We start from the raw sequence: 21990 nt of genomic DNA on the forward strand, positions 1-21990 counted from the left end.
GAGGCCGAAGGACTCCCTGCAGTGTTGCCGATGTTGGAGATAACGGATAACGCGGCAGCCTCCGCTGGGGCGCCTGGCGGCGCCAGTCGCGATGCAGAGCAGCGCTCCAACAGCTGTTGTTTCATGCCACGGTGGTGGCCGCTGGGGCGCCTGCCGGCGCCAGTCGCGATGGAAACCAGCGCGCCTACAGCTGTTCTTTCATGCCACGGTGGTGACGGCCGGGGCGCCTATCGGCGCCAGTCGCGATGCGGAGTCGGAGCGCCGAACCGAGCGCTCCTACAGCTATGATTCCGCGTTCACTGCATGCGGCAGGCGGCGGTCCAGCAGGGTGCGCCAGCGGACGAGTACCGGCGCGTCGCTGTGGGTGACGTTGTTCAGCAGTTCACGGAAAAGCTCGCGGGCGGTTTCGTCCCGGGTGTCGACCAGGGTCAACCAGACTTCCAGGGCACAGAGTTCCTGATGCCGATTCTCGTGCAGGCGGGCAAACTCCAGCGCCTGCTCCACCAGTAGGCGCACCTCGGACTGAGGACGTGCCAGGCGGTGGCGAACGCTGGCCAGTTGTACGGCCAGCTCGGGCACGAACAGGGTGCTGCGCTCGCGGGCGATCAGCAGACACTGGTCGAGGTAATCCTCGGCTCTGGTCAGCTCGTCGAGGGCTACACAGGCGTCGCTGTACCAGAGGTTGGGCCGGTGGTAGCGGTCACGTCCGGTGATCTCGCCGAACTCTTCCTGGGCGCCATCCATGATACGCAGGCCATCACGGTCGCCGGAGAGTGCTCGGCGCCAGCCCAGCACGCCCTGCGCCGACACCTGCCACAGATGGAGATCCGGGGTTTCGGTCAGGGTGACCGCTTGCTCGGCGCGCTGCGCCGCCAGGTGGACGTGACCGAGCTGACGATAGAGCGCCGCGGCGAACAGCAGCGCCATTGCCAGCGAGCCGGGGTGACCGATCCGCTCGGCGAGGCGAATGGCGGACTCGACCTGCTGCTCGGCGCGACGATAGTCGCCGCGCAGGCAGATCGCCCAGCCCTGGAAGCAGGCCGCAGCCACCTGTGGGTGTTCGGAGAACGGCAGCCACTCGATCATCATCGGCTGCTCGAGGGGAGATATCTCGTCGAGGTGATCGTAGGCCTGGCTGACGCGTCCGGCCCAGTATTCACAATTGGCACGAGAATAGTCGGCCAGGCGACGATAGCGCGGGTCTTCCAGCTGATTGGCGATGGACGCCAGGCTGGCGGCCAGCGAGAAGGCATCGGCATGGGCGTGGCGCTGGCTACAGCCGACCCAGAGCCCCCATTTCACCAGGAAGGCCTGCTCCAGGTCTTCGGTGTCGTCGGCGTTGCACCCTTCGCACTGGACCAGCAGCTCACGGGCCCGGACGAAACTTTCGTGGGCCGTGGGTGAACCGTGTCCTTCCAGGGCGAAGGCGGCCTGGCCGCGCACGGTGAGCAGGCTGATCTCACGCTCGCCCTGCTCTTCGACGTGGCGCAGGCTGGCGAGGCCGAAATCAGCCATTTTCAGGGCCGTGCGGTTGGCACTGACCTTGAGCGCTTCTCGGGCCGCCAGTTCGAAGTAGCGTGCGCCGCGAGCATAGTGGCCGCTGCGGCGCAGGTGGGTGGCGAAGTCACCCGGGTGCCGGCCGATCCACATCGGGAACCGCTCTTCGATCAGGCTAACCACCTGACGGTGAATGCGTACGCGAACGTCCCGCGGGCAAGAGAGATAGGCGGCTTCCTGAAGCAGCTGATGGCTGAACTGGAATTCACGGCAGCCACCCTCGCCACCGGCGGGTTCGATGATCTCCAGGCGGCGCATCTGCTCCAGGGCACGGTTGAGCTGCGCCATTTCCCAGCCGCTGCATTCAGCCAGGAAGTCCAGGCGGAAGCGCCGGCCGAGCACGGCAGCCACGTGGGCCACTTCCCGGTCACCGTCGAGCTGGTCGATACGCCCTGCCAGCAAACCCAGCAGGCCGCGCGGCAGCTCATCGAGGTGGACGCTGCGCCCTTCCCGGCGATCGATCTCCAGACGGCGGCAGATCTCCTGCATATAGAGCGGCACGCCATCGCAGCGTTCGATGATCTGACCACGCAGACGCGGGCTGAGGTGTAGCCGGTAACGCCGTGCCAGTTGGGAGAGCAGCCGCGACGACTGCATGGCATCGAGGTGGCCAAGCGTGACCTGCTGGTCCCAGTGCAGACGCGTAGGCAACGCCTCACGGCCATGATGGCTGGCCACCAGCAGGAAGGCGCAGTTGATCGGCAGCCGTGCCTGAAGGCCGGCCAGCACGCGGAAAGAGGGTTCGTCGAGCCACTGCAGGTCATCGATCATCAGCACCTGGGTACGCTCGGCGGCATGGCGCTCGATGACGCGGCAGAGCACGGCAACGACCAGGTCGGCCGCCTCCCCGCTCTTGGCCAGTTGAGCCACCTCGGGGGATTCACGAACCCCCAGCGCCTCTTCCAGCAGTCCCAGCTGGTTGCTGCTCAGGACCAGCTCGGGGTGATCCTCGAGCAGTGCGGTCAGGCTTTCGACATTGAGTTCGCCGTCCAGGCGCCAGCGCAGCAGGGTACGCGCCACGCCGTAGGGTTCCAGCACCGAAAGGCGCGTCGTGGGCTGCCAGCAGATCGCTGCGTCGCGGCTCAGTTCCAACTGGCGAAACCCCACCATCAACGCCGACTTGCCCATGCCCGAGGCACCACGCACCAGCACGCTCTGACGTAGGCCGATGCCGGCACGAGCCAGGGCGTCGCGCAGGGTGCGCAGCGGCGCTTCGCGCCCGACCAGGCTGGGCGCCATGGCGTCTCGTCCGCCCTCGTTGTTCCCCAGTACCAGGGCTCTCAGGCGCACTCGGCCATCGCTCGCCACCAGCCGCGAGGAGAGACGCGGCTGCAGGTCCAGCGCTGGCGGCATGTGCTGGCTGGCCTCCTGTGAGATCACCAGTTCGCTGCCTTCCGCCGCCGTCATCAGTTCGAGGGCGTTCTGGGACACCTGCCCCAGCGGGTCGACCAACTGACGCTCGGGCAGGTAGACCACGCGGCCGCTGTTGAGACCGGCGGCCAGTTCGATACGCGGCGGCTCGTCTTCGCCGCTCCAGTGACGCGTAATCTCGTCGGGGAGCACTCGGCGGCAGTGCTCGTACAAGGCGACCAGCTCGGCCAGCTGGTGGGCCGGACCATGGGTACCGAAGCACGCAAGGCCCAGGCCGCCGGTGGCCCCCGGCAGCCAGAAGCCGCCCAGGTGATGGCACTGCTGTTCCAGCCAGCGCATCAACTCGATCTGCAGCGCCAGGCAGGCACGGGTCTCGTCTCGGGCCGAGAATTCACCCTTCACCCGTAGACGTATGGCCATGACCGAGAGCTGGCGTTGCTCGATCTCATCCTCACGCAGCGGCGAGCTGCCGGCGGCAAGGGTGCGCGAGAAGGCGCCCTGCGGGGAGAGCCCCTGCAAGTCGGGGTTGCCGTCGGACCAGTAGCGTGCCAACTGCAGGAAGCCGGGCTCGGGCTGCTGACCGGAAAGGGCCAGCAGCTGCAGGTAGGCGCTGTACTGTTCGTGGGCGGCGGCCAGCTGGCCTTGTTCGGCGAGCTGGCGAACCAGGCGCTCATGGAAGGGGCCATAGCCCGAGAAACGACTGACCAAGGCCTGCAACAGGTGATCCGGGACCTCGTCGTTGCTCTCGAGAATGGCCTCGGCAAAGCGGATGACCCGCTGCCGCCACTCGTTGCGCAGCTGCACCAGCCAGCGCTGGAATTCGGTGCAGGACGGCAGCTGCAGCTCCTCGACCAGGTCGCCACGGTAGCGTTGAAGCAGTCGCTCCAGTGTCGCGATATCCTTGGGTCCCTCGAGGAGACCCTGGAGTTCGTTAAGGTCGAAGTGCCAGGCTTGCGGAAGCCGGAAGGCAATGGTCTGGCGGGATACCACCAGCACCCGCTCTGCCTCTTCCCCCAGCGACTGCCGCAAGCAGTGCAGGGCATGGCGCAGGTTGGTACGCCCGGAAGAGAGGCCCTGGTCGGGCCACAGCAACTCGGCCAGGCTGGCCCGGTTGACGGGTTGCTGGTGCAGCAGCAGATAGACCAGTAGCGCCTTGACCTTGTCGTAACTGAACTGGGTGAGAACGTCATCCCCTAGCGTCAGAGAAAACTGTCCAAACAGCGCTAGCTGATCCCATTCGTTATTATGAACGTCTTGTGGAGCGTCCTGCATGTTGGGAACCCTGCATGGCGAAAGCGGTGGGCTCAGCCCGGCACACCACTATGAAAACGAAACGCCTTGTCCGGCGTGGCTATCAGCTCTGCTTCGCGTTCGGCGAAAAAGGCAACCCGGTCGTCTATGGGCCCTGGAGCGAGATGCCGCGCCAACATTAGATAATCCTCGTAGTGACGACCTTCCGACTTAACCAGAGAGCGGTAGAACTTGGCAAGCTCGGGGTCCAGATGCGGAATCAGTCGAGCGAACCGTTCACAGCTGCGTGCCTCGATATAAGCGCCGATAATCAGGATATCGACCAGTCGCGCCGGATCTTGAGAGCTCACATGTCGGCGAAGCCCTTCCGCATATCGGGAAGCGCTGAGATGCCGATAGACGATACCCCGACTCTCCATCAGTTTCACTACCTGCTCGAAGTGCAGCAGCTCCTCACGGGCAAGCTGCGACATCTTGGTCAGCAGCAATGGCTCGTGAACGTAGCGATAGAGCAGGCTCATGGCGGTAGAGGCCGCCTTCTTTTCACACTGCGCATGATCGATCAGCAGCAGCTCGGGGTTCTCGAGTGCCCAGGCTACCCAGGCATCGGGTGTCGCGCAGGCGAGGAAGTCGAGCATGTCCGGCGGCAGCAGGGCCTCGTCGCTTGGTGCTTCCCCTATCTCTAAGATCGTCTCTGAGATCGGCTCTGAAATGGGCTCTGAAATGGGCTTGGAACTCGGCTTGGAAATGGTCTCGGGCATGGCATTGGCTCGGATGTGGTGCGATCGTTATGTCGATTCCGGAGGTACGACTAAAGAGACGCGATTACGGTGCGCCTGCTGCTGTGCCTGCCGACATTCGGCGGCCTCGGCCAGCGCCTGGCTGAGCCGTGCGTGTAGTTCTGCGACATCCAGGCCAAGGGCGGCTTCGACAGGCACAAGACCGTACCGCGGCAGAGCCTGGATGCGCGTACGCCCCACCCGCAGCAGCTCCACCGCGCGCGATAGCGCCGGCTGCTCTGGGCGAAAGCGGATGCCGTGACGCTGCAGCTGCGCTTCGAGGAGCTCGGGGTCCACCACGCGCAGGAAGCGACCGGCCACGGCGTCCCGTAGTGCGTCCAGCTCCGCCATGCGGGCTTCACGTTCGTCACCGGACAGGCCGAACCAGTCGAGTATTTCATTATCGCCACGCTGGCATCCGCGACAGACCGGATCACCGAGAGTGGTGGAACAGAGCCCTACGCAGGGGGACGTGATACTGGCAGCCATGTGACTTCGACCTCGATCGTTACCCTCTCTTACCCTCTTTGTTTCGGCGCCCATGGTAACGCGACAGGAACCCGTCGAGGAGGCTTGATCCGGCGAAATTTGTAACCGGACAAACATCGCGCCGACCAAAGTTCAAGGCGGCCATGACGGGGGTCTCCTTAACATTGTCGACAGTTTGGCGTAGAATCGCCGCACCCAGTGACACGATTGTTTCACCAGCCGAAGCCACCATTTCGCCGATTCTGGCGCTGTCAGGGCGTGCTTTGGCCACCACTATAGAAGAGGGCCCCAACGTGCTTGAAGCCTATCGCCAACATGTCGAGGAACGCGCCGCCGAGGGCGTCCCGCCGAAGCCTCTGAATGCCGAGCAGGTCGCCGCGCTGGTCGAGCTGCTGAAGAATCCGCCCGCCGGTGAAGAGGAATTCGTTCTCGACCTGCTGACCAACCGCGTTCCGCCGGGCGTGGACGAGGCAGCCTACGTCAAGGCCGGCTTCCTGACCGCCATCGCCAAGGGCGAGGCCAACTCTCCTCTGATCGACAAGGTGCACGCCGTCAAGCTGCTGGGCACCATGCAGGGCGGCTATAACATCGTTTCGCTGGTCGAACTGCTCGACGATGCCGAACTGGCCAAGGAGACGGGCGAGCAGCTCAAGCACACCCTGCTGATGTTCGACGCCTTCCACGACGTGGAGGAGCGGGCCCGCGCCGGCAACGCCGTGGCCAAGGACGTCCTCCAGTCCTGGGCCGAGGCGGAGTGGTTCCTCTCGAAGCCTGCACCGGCCGAGAAGGTCACCCTGACCGTGTTCAAGGTACCCGGCGAGACCAACACCGACGACCTCTCCCCCGCCCCGGATGCCTGGTCGCGCCCCGACATTCCGCTGCATGCCAACGCCATGCTCAAGAACGAGCGCGAGGGCATCGTGCCCGAAGTGCCCGGCACCACCGGCCCGCTCAAGCAGATCGAAGAAGTGAAGGCCAAGGGCTTCCCGGTCGCCTACGTCGGCGACGTGGTCGGCACCGGCTCCTCGCGCAAGTCCGCCACCAACTCGGTGCTGTGGTTCTTCGGCGACGACATTCCCAACGTGCCCAACAAGCGCGCCGGCGGCTTCTGCTTCGGTGGCAAGATCGCCCCCATCTTCTTCAACACCATGGAAGATTCCGGGGCCCTGCCCATCGAGATGGACGTTGCCAACATGGAAATGGGCGACGTCATCGACGTCTACCCCTATGAAGGCAAGGTGTGCAAGCACGGCACCGACGAGGTCGTCACCACCTTCGAACTCAAGACCCAGCTGATCCTCGACGAGGTGCGCGCCGGTGGCCGCATCCCGCTGATCATCGGTCGTGGCCTGACCGGCAAGGCGCGCGAGTCGCTGGGCCTCGCGCCCTCGGATGTCTTCCGCCTGCCCGAGCAGCCCAAGGACACCGGCAAGGGATTCACTCTGGCCCAGAAGATGGTCGGCAAGGCCTGCGGCCTGGATGGCGTGCGCCCGGGCATGTACTGCGAGCCGAAGATGACCACCGTGGGTTCCCAGGACACCACCGGCCCGATGACCCGCGACGAGCTCAAGGACCTGGCCTGCCTCGGCTTCCAGGCCGACCTGGTGATGCAGTCGTTCTGCCACACCGCCGCCTACCCGAAGCCGGTCGACGTGGATACCCACCACACCCTGCCCGACTTCATCATGAACCGCGGCGGCGTCTCGCTGCGCCCGGGTGACGGCATCATTCACAGCTGGCTGAACCGCATGCTGTTGCCCGACACCGTGGGCACCGGCGGCGACTCCCACACCCGCTTCCCGATGGGCATCTCCTTCCCGGCGGGCTCGGGCCTGGTTGCCTTCGCTGCCGCCACCGGCGTCATGCCGCTGGACATGCCGGAGTCGGTGCTGGTCCGCTTCAAGGGCAAGCGTCAGCCCGGCGTCACCCTGCGTGATCTGGTCCACGCCATTCCCTATTACGGGATCAAGAATGGCCTGCTGACCGTGGCCAAGGCGGGCAAGAAGAACGCGTTCTCCGGCCGCGTGCTGGAAATCGAAGGCCTTGACGACCTCACCGTCGAGCAGGCCTTCGAGCTCTCCGACGCCTCTGCCGAACGTTCAGCCGCCGGCTGCACCATTACTCTCTCCGAAGAGAGCGTCGCCCAGTACCTGAACTCCAACATCACCCTGCTCAAGTGGATGCTCAGCAACGGCTACGGCGAAGAGCGCACCATCAGCCGCCGCATCGCGGCAATGGAAGAGTGGCTGGCCAACCCCAGCCTGATGCGCGCCGACAAGGACGCCGAGTACGCCGAGATCGTCGAGATCGATCTCGACGAAATCAAGGAGCCGATCCTCTGCGCGCCGAACGATCCTGACGACGCCCGCCTGCTCTCCGAGGTGGCTGGCGAAAAGATCGATGAGGTGTTCATCGGTTCTTGCATGACCAACATCGGCCACTTCCGCGCCGCGGGCAAGCTGCTAGAGAAGCAGCCGGCCGGCAGCCTGAAGACCCGCCTGTGGCTGGCACCGCCGACCAAGATGGACCAGCACCAGCTGACCGAAGAGGGCTATTACGGCATCTACGGTCGCGCCGGGGCGCGCATGGAAATGCCGGGCTGCTCGCTGTGCATGGGCAACCAGGCCCGCGTTGCCGCCAAGAGCACCGTGGTCTCCACCTCGACCCGCAACTTCCCCAACCGCCTGGGCGATGGCGCCAACGTCTACCTGGCGTCTGCCGAGCTGGCCGCGGTCGCTGCCGTCGAGGGACGCCTGCCGACGGTCGAGGAGTACCAGCGTTACATGGGAGAGTTCGACGCGATGGCCGGAGAGATCTATCGTTACATGAACTTCCATGAAATCGAGGAGTATCAGAAAGCCGCCTCGAATGTCATTCCCGTGGCCCAGGAAGCCTGATAGGCTACGACACCGGAAGTATTATTTCGACTCCGATGCTCGCACCATCGAAGGCCACCACTCAAGGGTGACGGCCGGAGCCGATGACCAAAGCGCCCCCGTTTGGGGGCGCTTTTTTATGCTCGAAACCCTCAGAGCGCCGCGTCGAGCGAGACAAGATAGTTCGCAAAGGCAGCCTGCGCCGCTGCTACCGCCCTATCGACATCCTCTGGTGGGCAGTGATGCTGGCCGAAGGCAAGAAAGCGCCGCCAGTGCCAGTCGGGTTCGGCGGCTGCGAAGAAGCGGTGTGGCACATCATCCCCGAGCCACTCGACCACCTGCCGGGCTATCACCTGTCCGCCGAGTCGCGAGCCATCCAGCACGTAGCGCAGGCCAACCAGGGCCGCTGGCGAATCGGCCACCTGGCATTCACTGCTACCCGGTAAGGGCAACACCGCTCCCAGTCCATGCAGATCAGCCTCAAGCTGCGGAAGCCGGGGAGGGGCCGGTGACGCCTCGCCGATAGACAGGCCGAGGCATGCTGCGGACGCTGCCACCACAGCCTCCAGCTGGGCCTGGGGGCGATACAGTGCCAGGAGCGAGGCGGTATACGACGCCCGCGTCAGCCCTGGGCGCACCAGCTGTTGCAGTAAGGGATGATGATCCAACCGACGATGGGCGCTGCGCGTGCCCTGACGCAACGCTTGCGCCACGGCGGGCACACTCTCGCCCCGGAACTGGCTGTTGACCCGGGTCACGCTGAGACTTTCCACACAGCGCCAATCACCATGAACTCATACTCCTTCAAGACAGGATTCTGGTAGAGTAAGTCGATCATTCACGTCCAGCGCCCCGGCCCCATCCACACCCTTGACAAATGAGGCCTCGAAGAGCGTGAACCGCCACCATTATCCTGACAGCCACGAGGCCGAACTCGCCGAGGCACAGAGTGCTTGTGCAACGGAGCCCGTCCATATCCCCGGCGCCATCCAGCCAAGCGGTGGCTTGATCAGCTTCGATGCCGATCTCACCATGGTGCGTCAGGTCAGCGCCAACCTGGGAACCCTGCTGGGTATTCCGGTCGAGCATGCCCTGCGCTCCTCACCCGTCGCGCTGCTGGGCAGCGACCTGCTCAAGCGTATCACCCGCGAACTCGACGAGCGCAGCAAAGTCCCAGGCACCTTGACGGCGTGTCTGGGCGCCGAGGCGCAAGGTCTCCATGTCACCCCCTACCGCAGCGGTACCCGCGTGGTGGTCGAACTGGAGCCGCTACCCGCCGAGGATGAGCCTCGGTTGCTGTCGGTACTCAACCGCTGGCTTGCTACGGTACGGGAAGCGGCCACCCCCGACCAGCTGCTGGAGTGGCTGGTGGAAGAAATCCGCGACCTCACGGGCTTCGACCGGGTCCTGATCTACCGCTTTGATGAGCGCTGGAACGGCAGCGTGACCGCCGAGAGTCGCGGCGAGGGCATCGGCAGCTTTCTGGGACACCACTTTCCCGCCAGCGACATCCCCCCTCAGGTGCGCGCGCTGTACGACCGCAATTGCCTGCGCAGCATCCCCGATGCCGCCGCTGCAGCCGTCCCGCTGGTACCCGACAACGACCCTGTCGATGCCACGCCACTCGATCTCTCGCTAGGGGTACTGCGCGCCGTTTCCCCGATCCATCAGGAGTATCTCGCCAACATGGACGTGGCCAGCGCCCTCTCGGTGGCACTGCACGATGAAGACGAGGAGCGCCTGGGCGCCCTGCTGAGCTGCCATGCATTGGCCACGCCACATCGTCTGTCACCGGGGGTGCGCGATACGGTGCGGGCGCTGGTTCAGATTACCGTTCCCCAGCTGAGGCTGCTGCGCACCCGAACCGAAAGCCAGCTCATGCAGAAGGTGCAGGTCAGCCGCGAACTGCTACACCAGTCCCACGAACGCTGGATCGATCCTGACCTGATCGTGGCCCAGCGTGGCGAGGAGTGGCTGGACCTGTTCGCTGCCGACGGCGTGGCCCTCGTCCACCGAGCGCACCAGGGCATCCGTGGATCCGTGCCTGATAAGCCATCACTGAACGCCATGGTCGCTTGGTTGAGTGCTCGCCCCCAGGCCCCGGTCGCCTGGTATAGCCACTGCCTCAAGGAGACACCCCTGGCCGCCTGGCACGGACCCAGCAGCGGGTTGCTCGCCGTGCCACTGCCAATCGACACCGCACAGCCGAGCTGGTTACTGCTGTTTCGCGACGAGGAAATCGAGACGCGCCGCTGGGCCGGCCTGCCTGAGAAGTACATCGCGTCACGCGGTGAATACAGTGTGCTGGCACCACGCCGCTCCTTCGCCGAATGGCAGGAGAAAGTACGCGATCACTGTCGCGTCTGGCGTCGCAGTGAACGACGCGCCGCCTCCGACCTCGCCGAAAACCTGGCGGCACTGATTGCCAGCCAAGAGATCCATCTCCTCAATGCCCGCCTGCACGAAGTCAACGAGCGCCTGGAACGACTCGCCTCGCTGGACAGCCTCACCGGGGTGTGGAACCGCTACCATATCGAGCAGACCCTCGAGAAAGAAATCGCCTCCGCAACACGCTACGGACGGGATTGCGCACTGCTGCTGCTGGATGTCGATCACTTCAAGGCTGTGAATGACGACCACGGACACGAGATCGGTGACAAGGCGCTGATGACGCTGGTTGCCCGGCTGAACACCATGCTTCGCGAGGCCGACCACCTGGGCCGCTGGGGTGGCGAGGAATTCGTTGTGGTGGCGACCGGCACCACAGCACGTGGCGCCCAGGATCTCGCCGAGCGACTGCGCCAGCGAGTGGCCGAGAGCCACTTCGAAGAGGTCGGTCCCATCACGGTGAGTATCGGGGTGGCCGCCTGCCGGCCGGGAGACACGGTCAAGACACTGGTCAAGCGCGCCGACCAGGCGATGTATCGTGCCAAGCAGCTCGGTCGCAACGGTGTGTACAGTGTCGACTGAGCCCTCCACCAAAGCCGCCTTTCTCACCACGCCGGCAGTGACATCATCGAAGGTCGATACTCAAGGGTTACGGCCGGTGCCGATGACCAAAGCGCCCCGTTTGGAGGCGCTTTTTTATGGGCCATCGTCGACGATTTCCCTTATCCATGCCGCCTGATGGCGGCGCCGGCGTACCATTGGTTACCTAAGTGAACTTGTGGCGAACTCGCGCCGAGGCTACGTTTAGAACGTCATAGGTGGTCATAGCACTGCTTAAGGGCAATACCAACCTCTTGATCAGCCCAGCCGCGTGATCTGCACGCACCATGTCCGCTCTCTGACCGAATGACTCGATGAAAAAAAAGCCAAGGATATCAAGGCCAAGGGACATCAAGGAGATAAAAATGTCGACCAAGCGACTACTGACTGTTTCGCTCGCCTCTGCCACTCTGTTGACCGCCAATGCCGCATTCTCCAACCCACCCCATCAGCCCTACGCCTATCTCGGCCTGGGTACCGGCTTCAGTTCCCTGGAAAACGAGCGCGACGAAGTCGACAACTTCATCGAGAGCGGAGGTCGCAACTTCAGCATTGATGATGACGGCAACGTCTGGAAGGGCTTTGCCGGTTATCAGCTCAACCGCTACCTGGCAGCTGAGATCTTCTACGCCGACCTTGGCAGGGTTCGGTTGCGCGGCCAGGATGGCGCCAGCACCGACCTGGAGTCCACCGCCTACGGTGCCAACCTTGTCGGCCAGTTCCCGATAACCCCCTGGTTCAGCCCCTATGCCAAGGTCGGTGCCGCCAGCTGGGAGACCGACGTCAAGGGCAACCTGGGCGATGCCGAACTGGACCTGCAGGACAACGATGGCTTCGATCCGGTCTACGGGGTCGGCGCCCAGTTCAACTTCAACCCGATCATGGTTCGCGCCGAGTATGAGCGCTACGACTTCGATAGCGACTACACCATCGATACCTTCACGGCCTCGGTGGGGTTCCGCTTCTAGCAGCTTGTCGAATTGGCCCGATCATCTTCTGCCGCTACACATGACGCCGGGCCTTGGCCCGGCGTCTTCGGTTTCCTCCGACGAAACGACGACGGTGACCCAGCAGGAACTGTGGCATCATCGTGTTATCAACCCCAATTCCCCAGGCAAGGAGCCTTGCATGAGCGCCATCATTACGCCCGATATCTGCGACGCCAACCCCGACGTGCAGGTACTCGACCCCGTCTTCGTCAACTTTGGCGGCCGCGAGGCGTTCTGCGGGCCGGTGCGCACCGTGAAGTGCTTCGAGGACAATTCGCTGGTCAAGGAAGCCGCTGCCGAACCCGGCGACGGCGCGGTGCTGGTCGTGGATGCCGGTGGCTCGCATCGCTGCGCCATGTTGGGCGACATGGTGGCCGAACAGGCGGCCGATAACGGCTGGTCAGGTGTGGTGCTCTACGGCTGTGTTCGCGATGTCGACGTGCTGGCCGAAACCGATCTGGGCGTTCAGGCTCTCGGCGCTCATCCGCGCAAGAGCGACAAGCGCGGCGAAGGGCAGCGGGACGTACCGGTCACCTTCGCCGGCGTCACCCTGAAGCCCGGCCAGTGGCTGTACGCCGACAACAATGGCATCGTGGTCGCCGAAGCGCGTTTGAATCTGGAGGGGTGAGGCACCAGCGGCAACACCACCGGCAGGCCTGCGGCCTCCAGTCGCGATCTAAAGATTCCTACAGGGTAGCAATCGCCTAACACGGCAGGAGAAAGCTGCTGTTGGAGCGCTCGGTTCGGCGCTCCGAGTTTCCATCGCGACTGGCGCCGATAGGCTCCTTGGCGGAGGCCGCCGCCGCAGGGATAACCGCAACGTTACCGACACCGCCGGGAGGCCTGCGGCCTCCAGTCGCGATCTAAAGATGCTCCTACAGGGTAGCAATCGCCTAACACGGCAGGAGAAAGCAGCTGTTGGAGCGCTGCTCCGCATCGCGACTGGCGCCGCCAGGCGCCTTGGCGGAGGCCGCCGCCGCGGCGATAACCGCAACGTTACCGACACCGCCGGGAGGCCTGCGGCCTCCAGTCGCGATCTAAAGATGCTCCTACAGGGTAGCAATCGCCTAACACGGCAGGGGAAAGCAGCTGTTGGAGCGCTGCTCCGCATCGCGACTGGCGCCGCCAGGCGCCTTGGCGGCGGCTGCAACGTCAGCGATTATCGCCAACATCGCCCTTGCCTTATCCACTTTTCCAATGCCACTCTAACATCATGAATCCCAACGACTCCCAATCGTGCTGACACCGTCATCGCTGGCAATGGACGTGCTGCGTAGCCTGCGCGAGCACCTGCGTCCCTTGGTCGCGTATCACCTGTTCTTCACCCTGCTCGCTTCGAGCCTGTTGCTGCCATCCGTTGCGTGGACCTTGACCGGTTTGCTGGGCCGTATCAGCCAGCCGGTGATCACCAATGCGGAATTGCTCGACCTGTTTCTGACGCCGGCCGGGATTCTCTGGGCACTGGCCGCGATCGCCACGATCTTCGTAGTGCTCTACCTGCAGCAGGCGGGCATGATCCTGGTCGCGGTGCGCCGGCGCGACAATCACTACCAGCTCGCCTTCATCGCCCTGTGGCAGACCCTGCATCGGGCGCTTGGTCTGATCGGTTTGGTGATACTCCAGGTGGGGGCCCACCTGTTATTGATGCTGCCGGTGGTACTCCTGCTGGGCTGGTTCTACGACCTGATAATCGGCGGCCTGGACTCCTATTACGTGCTTCGGGTGCGTCCCCCTGCCTACTGGCAATACCTGGCCGTCGCCACACCGCTGGTCGTAGCCTGGGCCTTCGTTGCCGCGACACTCTACTTCCGCTGGATCCTGGCACTGCCCATCGTCACCCTGGAACAGCAATCGCCACTGGCAGCCCTGGCCCGCAGCCGGGAACTGACCCGTGGCCGCAAGGGCCACGTGGCAATGGTGGTGCTGGTCCTTCTGCTGGTGATCGTCGCCCTGCCCTTCTTCTCCAGCTGGATCTTCGATCGCATCTTCACGCCCATGCTCTGGTGGCTGCCGGAACGCAATGCGGTGCTGGTCCCGGCCACGCTGGCCTACCTGACCGGCTATGTGCTGGTGACATTGGCCATTACCTTCATCGGTATCGCCGCCAACGCGCTGCTCTCGGCCTGTCTCTACCTGCGGCTTGCCCACCAGGAGCCTCGGCCCGCTCCACCGCCGGCGGACGCGCATCCTGGTCGCCTGGCATGGGGCGTCGAGCTGGGGGTAGTGATCTTCGCCCTGGCCCAGGCCTGGTGGATCGTCAACAGTTTCGAGCTGCGTGATGACGTGACCAACATTGCCCACCGCGGCAGTTCCATGACCGCGCCGGAGAACACCCTGGCCGCTATCGAACGGGCTCTCGTGGACCGGGCGGACTACATCGAGATCGATGTGCGGTTAACGGCTGATGGCGAGGTCGTGCTCTACCATGACCGCAGCCTGCAGAGGCTCGCTGGCGACCCTCGTAACGTCCGCGACCTGACACTGGAGGAGCTGCGGGCATTCGACGTGGGCAGCTGGTTCGGCGACACCTTCGTCGACGAGCGCATTCCCAGCCTGGACGAAGCGCTACAGGCAGTGAGAGGCCGGAGCGCCCTGATGATCGACATGAAACCCAATCCGGGCGGTGAGCCGGCGCTGGTTGAGGCGGTACTCGAGGCGATCCAGCGAGAAACGGCGGCAAGAGCGCAGTGCCTCGACATGCTCTCGCCGGCGCAATCAACGACCCGCTGCGGAGATCCCGATGTGGTCGGCGAAACCCGTGTCGCGGTGATGTCGCCAGGGGTAGTGCAGATGGTGAAGGAGCGCGAACCCGAGCTGCGCGTCACCCTGCTGGCCCAACTGGTCATGCCGGGCACCCTGGAGCGCCGCGGCTTCGATGCGCTGGGGCTGCGACACAATCGTATCACCGATAACGAGATACGCCTGGCCCGCGAGCTGGGCTACGAGGTGCATGCCTGGACGGTGAACGACCGGGCCCGCATGTCACAGCTGATCGACCTGGGCGTGGACGCCATCATCACGGACTACCCGGACCGCCTCACCGAACTGCTGCGGGACCGGCGTGAGCTCAGCGATGGTGCCCTGCTGCTGGTCAAGCTGCGCAACTGGTTGCGGAACTAATCCTCAATCCCCGTTCTCAGTCCCCCATGACCACCCCTTCACGCCGGGGATCGGCACCGCCGAAGAAGCCCTCTTCGGTTCTCATGATCGCCTGCAGGCCACTGGTCAGCTCACGCTCGCTGGCCTCGTGGCCGAGCTCGTTCAGCGCTTCCAATATCGCCGGGTCGAAGCGCCCCTCTTCAAGAAAAGCCGGGCCGCCGAGCGTAATGGCATGGGGCAGGTCCAGTGCCTCCTGGGCATTCAATCCCCAGTCGAGCATCGCCACCAGCGCCTTGGCGGTGTAGTGGATGATGGCCGCGCCACCGGGCGAGCCAAGGCTTGCGATCAGCTCGTCGCTCTCGCGGTCGAAGACCAGGGTCGGACTCATGCTAGAACGCGGCCGCTTGCCGGCTTCCACCCGGTTGGCGATCGGCGTGCCGTCAGCATCCAGGGGGCGGAAGGAGAAGTCGGTCAGCTCATTGTTGAGCAGGTAGCCACCCGGCTGGCCTGTTCCGCCATCGGCCAGCATCCGCGAACCGAATGCCGATTCGATGGTGGTGGTCATGGCCAGGCCATTGCCTTCCTCATCGATGATACTGATGTGACTGGTGCCGTATTCCGGCTGATTCGGCTGCACCGCCCAGGTGGTTTCGACATCGCCGGGATTGCCCGGCGAGGCGCCATCCGGGCCCATGCTCTGCTCTTCGATGAGCTGGGCACGCAAGGCCAGGTAGTCGGGTTCAAGCATGGCGCTCCAGCTCCCACCCGGGGCATCGACGAAGTCCGGGTCGGCGATGTACCTTCCTCGGTCGGCAAAGGCGAGACGCGACGCTTCGAGGAAGCGATGCAGCCATTCGGCACTTGGCTGCCCCTCTTCCAGGGGCGTCTCCAGGTCCGGCAGATGCTCCATGGTCCCGAGGATCTGCATGACGGTCAGGTGGCCAGACGACGGAGGCGGAAAGCCGCAGACACGGTACGCCAACCAGTCGGTGCAGATGGGATCGCGCTGCTTGGTGACATAGGTCGCCATGTCTTCCAGGCTGATGGCACCCGGGCGCCCGGGGTGACCCTGAACCCGCTGTACCAGGTCCTCGGCGATATCGCCGGTATGCATCGCCTTGCTGCCTTGCTCGGCAATATCGCGCAGGATCGAGCCCAGTGCGGGGTTCTTGAGCAGGTGCCCCTCCTCGAGCGGCTCTCCGTCCTCTGTGTAGTAGAAGGTGCCGGCCAGGGCGTCGTCGCGCAGGCGCTCTTCTCCGGCCAGGCTGGTGTGCAGCCGATGACTGACGGGAAACCCCTCCTCGGCGAGGGTAATGGCCGGGGTGAACAGTTCTGCCCAAGGCAGCTTGCCGTACGCCTCGTGTGCTTTCTCCAGCATGCGCACGGTGCCAGGCACACCAACGGAAAGCCCGCTGGCCGCGGCATCCATGAATTCGAGCGGTTCACCATCCCCATTGAGGAACAGGGATTCAGTGGCAGCTCTCGGGGCGGTTTCGCGGCCGTCGAAGGCCGTCACGTCACTGCCGTCGTAATGCATCAGGAAAGCGCCGCCACCGATGCCGCTGGACTGGGGCTCGACAAGAGTAAGCACCATCTGCACGGCAATGGCGGCGTCCACCGCCGAACCACCTGCCTTGAGCACCTGATAACCGGCATCCGTGGCAAGCGGGTTGGCCGCTGCCACCGCGAAACGCTCGGTCGCCCAGCCAGGCTTTTCGCTGTAGCCGGACGCCCTCTCCGGTTCGATGGCGGGGGCCTCGTACTGAAACGCAGCGTCGGCAAGGGCAGCGACCGGCATGCCCAGCATCGCTGCCGATACGACAATGCCTAACCATTTGCGACGCGGGGAAACTGTCTGGTAATCCATGAGCTGGGCCCTCGGTAACTCCGTGTAAGAGGTTTACAGCATAGGCGAAAAAAGGCCCGTTTGACGACAATCAAACGGGCCCTTGGGGTGAGATTATGTTATCGCAATTACTCTATCGTTTCACCCGCCAGCATGAACCAGGTTTCCAGTACCGCATCGGGGTTCAAGGATACCGAGTCAATGCCCTGCTCCATCAGCCATTTGGCCAGATCGGGGTGGTCGGAGGGGCCCTGCCCGCAGATGCCCACGTACTTGCCCTGGGCCTTGCAGGCCTGGATCGCCATGCTCAGTAGTTTGAGCACCGCCGGGTTCCGCTCATCGAAGAGGTGAGCAACGATGCCGGAGTCGCGGTCGAGGCCCAGGGTCAACTGGGTCAGGTCGTTGGAGCCGATGGAGAAGCCGTCGAAGTATTCGAGGAACTCGTCGGCGAGCAGCGCGTTGGCCGGCAGCTCGCACATCATGATCACCTTGAGCCCATTGTCGCCCCGGGCCAGGCCGTTGGCGGCGAGCAGCTCGACCACTTCCCGCGCCTCGTCGGTGGTGCGCACGAAGGGCACCATGATCTCGACGTTGTCGAGGCCCATCTCGTCGCGGACGCGCTTGAGCGCCTTGCACTCCAGTTCAAAACAGGGCCGGAAGGCGTCCGAGATGTAGCGTGAGGCGCCGCGGAAGCCCAGCATGGGGTTCTCTTCGCCGGGCTCGTAGAGCTTGCCACCGATCAGGTTCTCGTATTCGTTGGACTTGAAGTCCGACAGGCGCACGATGACACGCTGCGGATGGAAGGCGGCCGCCAGGGTCGAGATCCCCTCGACCAGCTTGTCGACGTAGAAGGTCACCGGGTCGGCGTAGCCGGCAGTGCGCATGTCGATGGTCTGCTGTAACTCCAGCGGCAGGGTGTCGTACTCGAGCAACGCCTTGGGGTGGACGCCGATCATCCGATTGATGATGAACTCCAGGCGCGCCAGGCCGACGCCGGCATGGGGCAGCCCGGCGAAGCCGAAGGCACGATCCGGGTTGCCCACGTTCATCATGATCTTGAAGGGAATCTCGGGCATGGCGTCAACGGTAGAGACACGGCGGTCGTAATCGAGCAGGCCCTCGTAGACGTGACCGGCATCGCCTTCGGCACAGGAGACAGTGACGTCGCGACCATCCTGGAGGATGTCGGTGGCATCGCCACAGCCCACTACCGCCGGGATGCCCAGCTCACGGGCGATGATCGCCGCATGACAAGTGCGGCCGCCGCGGTTGGTGACGATAGCCGAGGCGCGCTTCATGATCGGCTCCCAGTCGGGATCGGTCATGTCGGTGACCAGCACGTCGCCGGGCTTGACCTTGTCCATATCGTCCGGTGAGAAAACGATCTTCACCGCACCACGCCCGATGCGCTGGCCGATGGCCCGGCCGGTGACCAGTGTGCGTCCCTTCTCCTTGAGGTGGAAGCGCTCCAGCTTACCGCCCTCGAGCTGGGAAACCACGGTTTCAGGCCGCGCCTGGACGATGTAAAGTTCGCCGTCGTCACCATCCAGCGCCCACTCGATGTCCATGGGTCGGCCGTAGTGCTCCTCGATGGTCATCGCCTGGCGCGCCAGGGCCATGACCTGCTCATCGTTGATGCAGAAGCAAGCGCGATCCTTCAGGGGAACATCGACGGTGGAGACCGACTTGCCGGCGCTGGCATCGTCGCCGTAGACCATCTTGATCAGCTTGGAGCCGAGGTTGCGGCGCAGTACCGCTGGGCGGCCGGCGGCCAGGGTCGGCTTGTGCACGTAGAACTCGTCAGGATTGACCGAGCCCTGCACCACGGTCTCGCCCAGCCCCCAAGAGGCCGTGACGAACACCGCATCGCGGTAGCCGGACTCGGTATCCAGGGTGAACATCACACCGCTCGACCCGGTTTCGGAACGCACCATTTTCTGGATGCCCGCCGAGAGTGCGACGTTCTCGTGGGCGTAGCCACGGTGCACCCGGTAGGAAATGGCGCGGTCGTTGAACAGTGAGGCGAAGACCTCATGCACGGCGCGCTTGATGTTGTCGAAGCCTTCGATGTTGAGGAAGGTTTCCTGCTGGCCGGCGAAGGAGGCATCGGGGAGGTCTTCGGCGGTGGCTGAGCTGCGCACTGCCGCCTTGAGATTGGGGTGCTGGGTGGCCAGCTTGTCGTAGGCAGTGCGCAGGTGTTCCTCGAAGATGGGCGGTAGCGGCGTGTCGATCACCCACTGGCGAATCTCGGCACCCACCCGCGACAGCTCGGTGACGTCATCGACGTCGAGCCGGTTGAGGGCCTGGTTGATACGCTCGTTGAGCCCCTCGTGGGCCAGGAATTCGCGGTAGGCGTGGGCTGTGGTGGCGAAACCGCCGGGAACGGTGACACCGGCTCCCGACAGGTTTGAGATCATCTCACCGAGGGAGGCGTTCTTGCCGCCGACCCGTTCCACGTCGTCCATGCCGAGCTGATCGAACCACAGGATGTAATCTTCCACGAGACCCCCTTGATCTTCGAAGCCTGGTTACAGGCAAATGATGCAATGGTCGACACCTTAACCGGATGTTTCCATATTCGCCATTGGTCTAACATCGAAGTCAGTGGAGGATTTTTACAACAGTCGTCCCTTTTGCCGCGTTTTTGTAGTGAACACCGAAAAAGCCACGCCTTGCCCGAGACGCCACCAGCCCCGACAATGGGTATCGTCCCCGTACACGGAAGCCGCTTTCGCCATGTCCCGTACCGCCTTCTTCATTTCCGACGGCACCGGCATCACCGCCGAAAGCCTCGGCCGCAGCCTGCTGGCCCAGTTCGAGAACGTCGATCTGCGCATGCTCACCAAGCCCTATATCGACACCGTCGACAAGGCGCGCACCCTGGTCGAGATCATCGAAGCCACGGCGGTACGCGACGGTGAGCAACCGATCATCATCGACACCATCGTCGACGAGGGCATTCGCGACGTGATACGTGGCGCCACGGGGTTCAAGGTCGATATCTTCTCGACCTTCCTCAAGCCGCTTGAGCAGGAGCTGGGGACACACTCCAGCTACAGCGTCGGTCGCACCCACTCCATCGGCAAGGACGAGGTGTACATGGACCGCATCCATTCGGTCCATTTCGCCCTGGACAACGACGACGGCGCCCGCACCCACCAGTACGACCAGGCCGACGTGATCCTGGTTGGGGTCTCCCGCTGCGGCAAGACACCCACCTCGCTCTACCTTGCCCTGCAGTTCGGCATCCGCGCTGCCAACTATCCGCTCACCGAGGACGACCTCGATGAAGATGGCACGCTCAAGCTGCCCAAGGCACTGGCGGCCCATCGACACAAGCTGTTCGGGCTGACCATCGACCCACGGCGACTGACGGCGATACGCCACGAGCGCCGGCCCAACAGTCGCTACAGCTCGCTGGACCAGTGCGCCCAGGAAGTCGAACAGGCCGAAGGGCTCTATCGCCAGATGCATATTCCGTTCATCGATACCACGCGCTTCTCGATCGAGGAGATCTCTACTCGCATGATCGCCGAGACAGGATTGAGTCGGCGGTTCTCCCCGCGCTAGCCAATGAAATGGCTGCTCGCATTCGTGATGGTGGTTGCGCTCTTCGGCGGCGGGCCCCTTTACGTGTGGTGGCTCGGCGATATCGATACCCGCGGCGACTGGCGTAACGCTGATCGAGCCAGCGCCGGGCTGGCCCCCGAGCTGGCGCGCACCCCCGAGGCCGTGGTGCAGGTCTACTCCGCGCGAGCCTTCAATTGGCGAGGCATCTTCGCCGTGCATGCCTGGATCGTGACCAAGCCGCAGGGGGCTTCGCAGTACACCATTCATCAGGTAACCCGTTGGGGGCGCCCCACCCTCTCATCCCGCTCGGGAACACCCGACCGCGCATGGTTCGGCAGTGCGCCCAGCGTCCATGCCACGTTATGCGGCGCCGCGGCTGAACTCGCCATCGAACAGATCGAGGCGGCCCTGCCGACATACCCCTATATGGACCGCTATCGCGCCTGGCCAGGCCCCAACAGCAACACGTTCGTCGCCTGGCTGATTCGGGAAGTACCGGCGCTGGATGCCGCCCTGCCCTCCACCGCCGTGGGCAAGGATTACCTGGGTCGCCAGATTGTGGTACGCAGCCCAAGCGGCACCGGAATGCAGGTTTCACTGGGCGGGTACCTCGGCGGAACCATAGGTATCGAGGAAGGCTTGGAAGTGCATCTGGGCGGGCTGGTGGTCGGCATCGACCCCCGCGCCCTGGGCATCAAACTGCCCGGGGTCGGCACGCTGGGGTTGTGGGGCAGGCAGGAAACCACTGGCCCGGTCGAATGCCCGCGGGAGGGAGGATAAGTCAGCGCGGCAACAGCGATCCTCTTCACCAAAGGGGCGATAAGAATTTGTAGGAGGAAGCTTTAGCTCACGACTGGAGGCCGAAGGACTCCCTGCGGTGTTGCCGATGCTGACAATCACTGCCAACGACAGCAGCCTCCGCCAAGGCGCCTGCCGGCGCCAGTCGCGACGAGGAGCGGCGCTCCAACAGCGATTCTCCTCACCAAAGGGGCGATAAGAATTTGTAGGAGGAAGCTTTAGCTCACGACTGGAGGCCGAAGGACTCCCTGCGGTGTTGCCGATGCTGACAATCACTGCCAACGACAGCAGCCTCCGCCAAGGCGCCTGCCGGCGCCAGTCGCGACGCGGAGCGGCGCTCCAACAGCGATTCTCCTCACCAAGGGGCGATAAGAATT

Annotated in this window: 13 protein-coding genes; 7 read left to right on the forward strand and 6 right to left on the reverse strand. The window is 64.1% G+C overall.

All coding sequences use genetic code 11. The annotated features are described in order from the left end of the window. Nucleotides 1-282: 282 nt before the first annotated feature. From DU505_RS10225 to DU505_RS10235, 3 genes are all read right to left on the reverse strand, one after another. The gene (locus DU505_RS10225; protein ID WP_114478891.1) at nucleotides 283-4200 is read right to left on the reverse strand and encodes an ATP-binding protein; all 3918 of its coding nucleotides are present in this window, start codon (nucleotides 4198-4200) and stop codon (nucleotides 283-285) included. Between the two features lie 32 nt (nucleotides 4201-4232). Next, nucleotides 4233-4817 (reverse strand): MiaE family protein, encoded by a 585-nt coding sequence (locus DU505_RS10230; RefSeq protein WP_245947893.1) that lies wholly within the window; start codon nucleotides 4815-4817, stop codon nucleotides 4233-4235. A 150-nt stretch (nucleotides 4818-4967) separates the two neighbouring features. Continuing rightward, nucleotides 4968-5447 (reverse strand): DUF1289 domain-containing protein, encoded by a 480-nt coding sequence (locus DU505_RS10235; protein ID WP_114478893.1) that lies wholly within the window; start codon nucleotides 5445-5447, stop codon nucleotides 4968-4970. A 293-nt stretch (nucleotides 5448-5740) separates the two neighbouring features. On the opposite strand from DU505_RS10235, the gene acnB reads away from it, so the two are divergent. Further along, entirely contained in the window at nucleotides 5741-8344 is a 2604-nt protein-coding gene (gene acnB / locus DU505_RS10240) for a bifunctional aconitate hydratase 2/2-methylisocitrate dehydratase (RefSeq protein ID WP_114478894.1), read from the forward strand. A gap of 131 nt (nucleotides 8345-8475) precedes the next feature. On the opposite strand, the gene DU505_RS10245 is transcribed toward acnB, so the two are convergent. After that, nucleotides 8476-9081: a biliverdin-producing heme oxygenase gene (locus tag DU505_RS10245; protein ID WP_114478895.1), complete on the reverse strand. Its 606-nt coding sequence runs from the start codon at nucleotides 9079-9081 to the stop codon at nucleotides 8476-8478. 136 nt (nucleotides 9082-9217) lie between these two features. On the opposite strand from DU505_RS10245, the gene DU505_RS10250 reads away from it, so the two are divergent. The 4 genes from DU505_RS10250 (at nucleotide 9218) to DU505_RS10270 (ending at nucleotide 15420) form a co-directional block, all read left to right on the forward strand. Continuing rightward, nucleotides 9218-11293, forward strand: coding sequence for a sensor domain-containing diguanylate cyclase (locus DU505_RS10250; RefSeq protein ID WP_181872794.1), 2076 nt, complete (start codon nucleotides 9218-9220; stop codon nucleotides 11291-11293). Nucleotides 11294-11676: 383 nt separating this feature from the next. Continuing rightward, a complete protein-coding gene (locus DU505_RS10260; protein WP_114478898.1) occupies nucleotides 11677-12279 on the forward strand; it encodes a porin family protein in 603 nt (200 codons plus the stop codon). Between the two features lie 160 nt (nucleotides 12280-12439). Continuing rightward, nucleotides 12440-12928, forward strand: a complete 489-nt coding sequence (rraA, locus tag DU505_RS10265; RefSeq protein ID WP_114478899.1) for a ribonuclease E activity regulator RraA — start codon at nucleotides 12440-12442, stop codon at nucleotides 12926-12928. Nucleotides 12929-13560: 632 nt separating this feature from the next. Continuing rightward, a complete protein-coding gene (locus DU505_RS10270) occupies nucleotides 13561-15420 on the forward strand; it encodes a glycerophosphodiester phosphodiesterase family protein (protein ID WP_114478900.1) in 1860 nt (619 codons plus the stop codon). Between the two features lie 16 nt (nucleotides 15421-15436). Here DU505_RS10270 and ggt read toward each other — a convergent pair whose 3' ends face one another. After that, complete coding sequence (gene ggt / locus DU505_RS10275; protein ID WP_114478901.1) at nucleotides 15437-17266, reverse strand: gamma-glutamyltransferase; 1830 nt, start codon at nucleotides 17264-17266, stop codon at nucleotides 15437-15439. A 107-nt stretch (nucleotides 17267-17373) separates the two neighbouring features. Next, nucleotides 17374-19746, reverse strand: coding sequence for a phosphoenolpyruvate synthase (gene ppsA, locus DU505_RS10280; RefSeq protein ID WP_114478902.1), 2373 nt, complete (start codon nucleotides 19744-19746; stop codon nucleotides 17374-17376). A gap of 235 nt (nucleotides 19747-19981) precedes the next feature. On the opposite strand from ppsA, the gene ppsR reads away from it, so the two are divergent. Then, nucleotides 19982-20815 carry a posphoenolpyruvate synthetase regulatory kinase/phosphorylase PpsR gene (ppsR, locus tag DU505_RS10285; RefSeq protein WP_114478903.1) on the forward strand — a complete coding sequence of 278 codons (834 nt, stop codon included), beginning with the start codon at nucleotides 19982-19984 and terminating at the stop codon, nucleotides 20813-20815. 3 nt (nucleotides 20816-20818) lie between these two features. Continuing rightward, nucleotides 20819-21595, forward strand: a complete 777-nt coding sequence (locus DU505_RS10290) for a DUF3750 domain-containing protein (RefSeq protein WP_114478904.1) — start codon at nucleotides 20819-20821, stop codon at nucleotides 21593-21595. The last annotated feature ends 395 nt before the right edge of the window (nucleotides 21596-21990 follow it).

Source organism: Billgrantia montanilacus, assembly GCF_003336675.1.
Taxonomy (GTDB): Bacteria; Pseudomonadota; Gammaproteobacteria; order Pseudomonadales; family Halomonadaceae; genus Halomonas; species Halomonas montanilacus.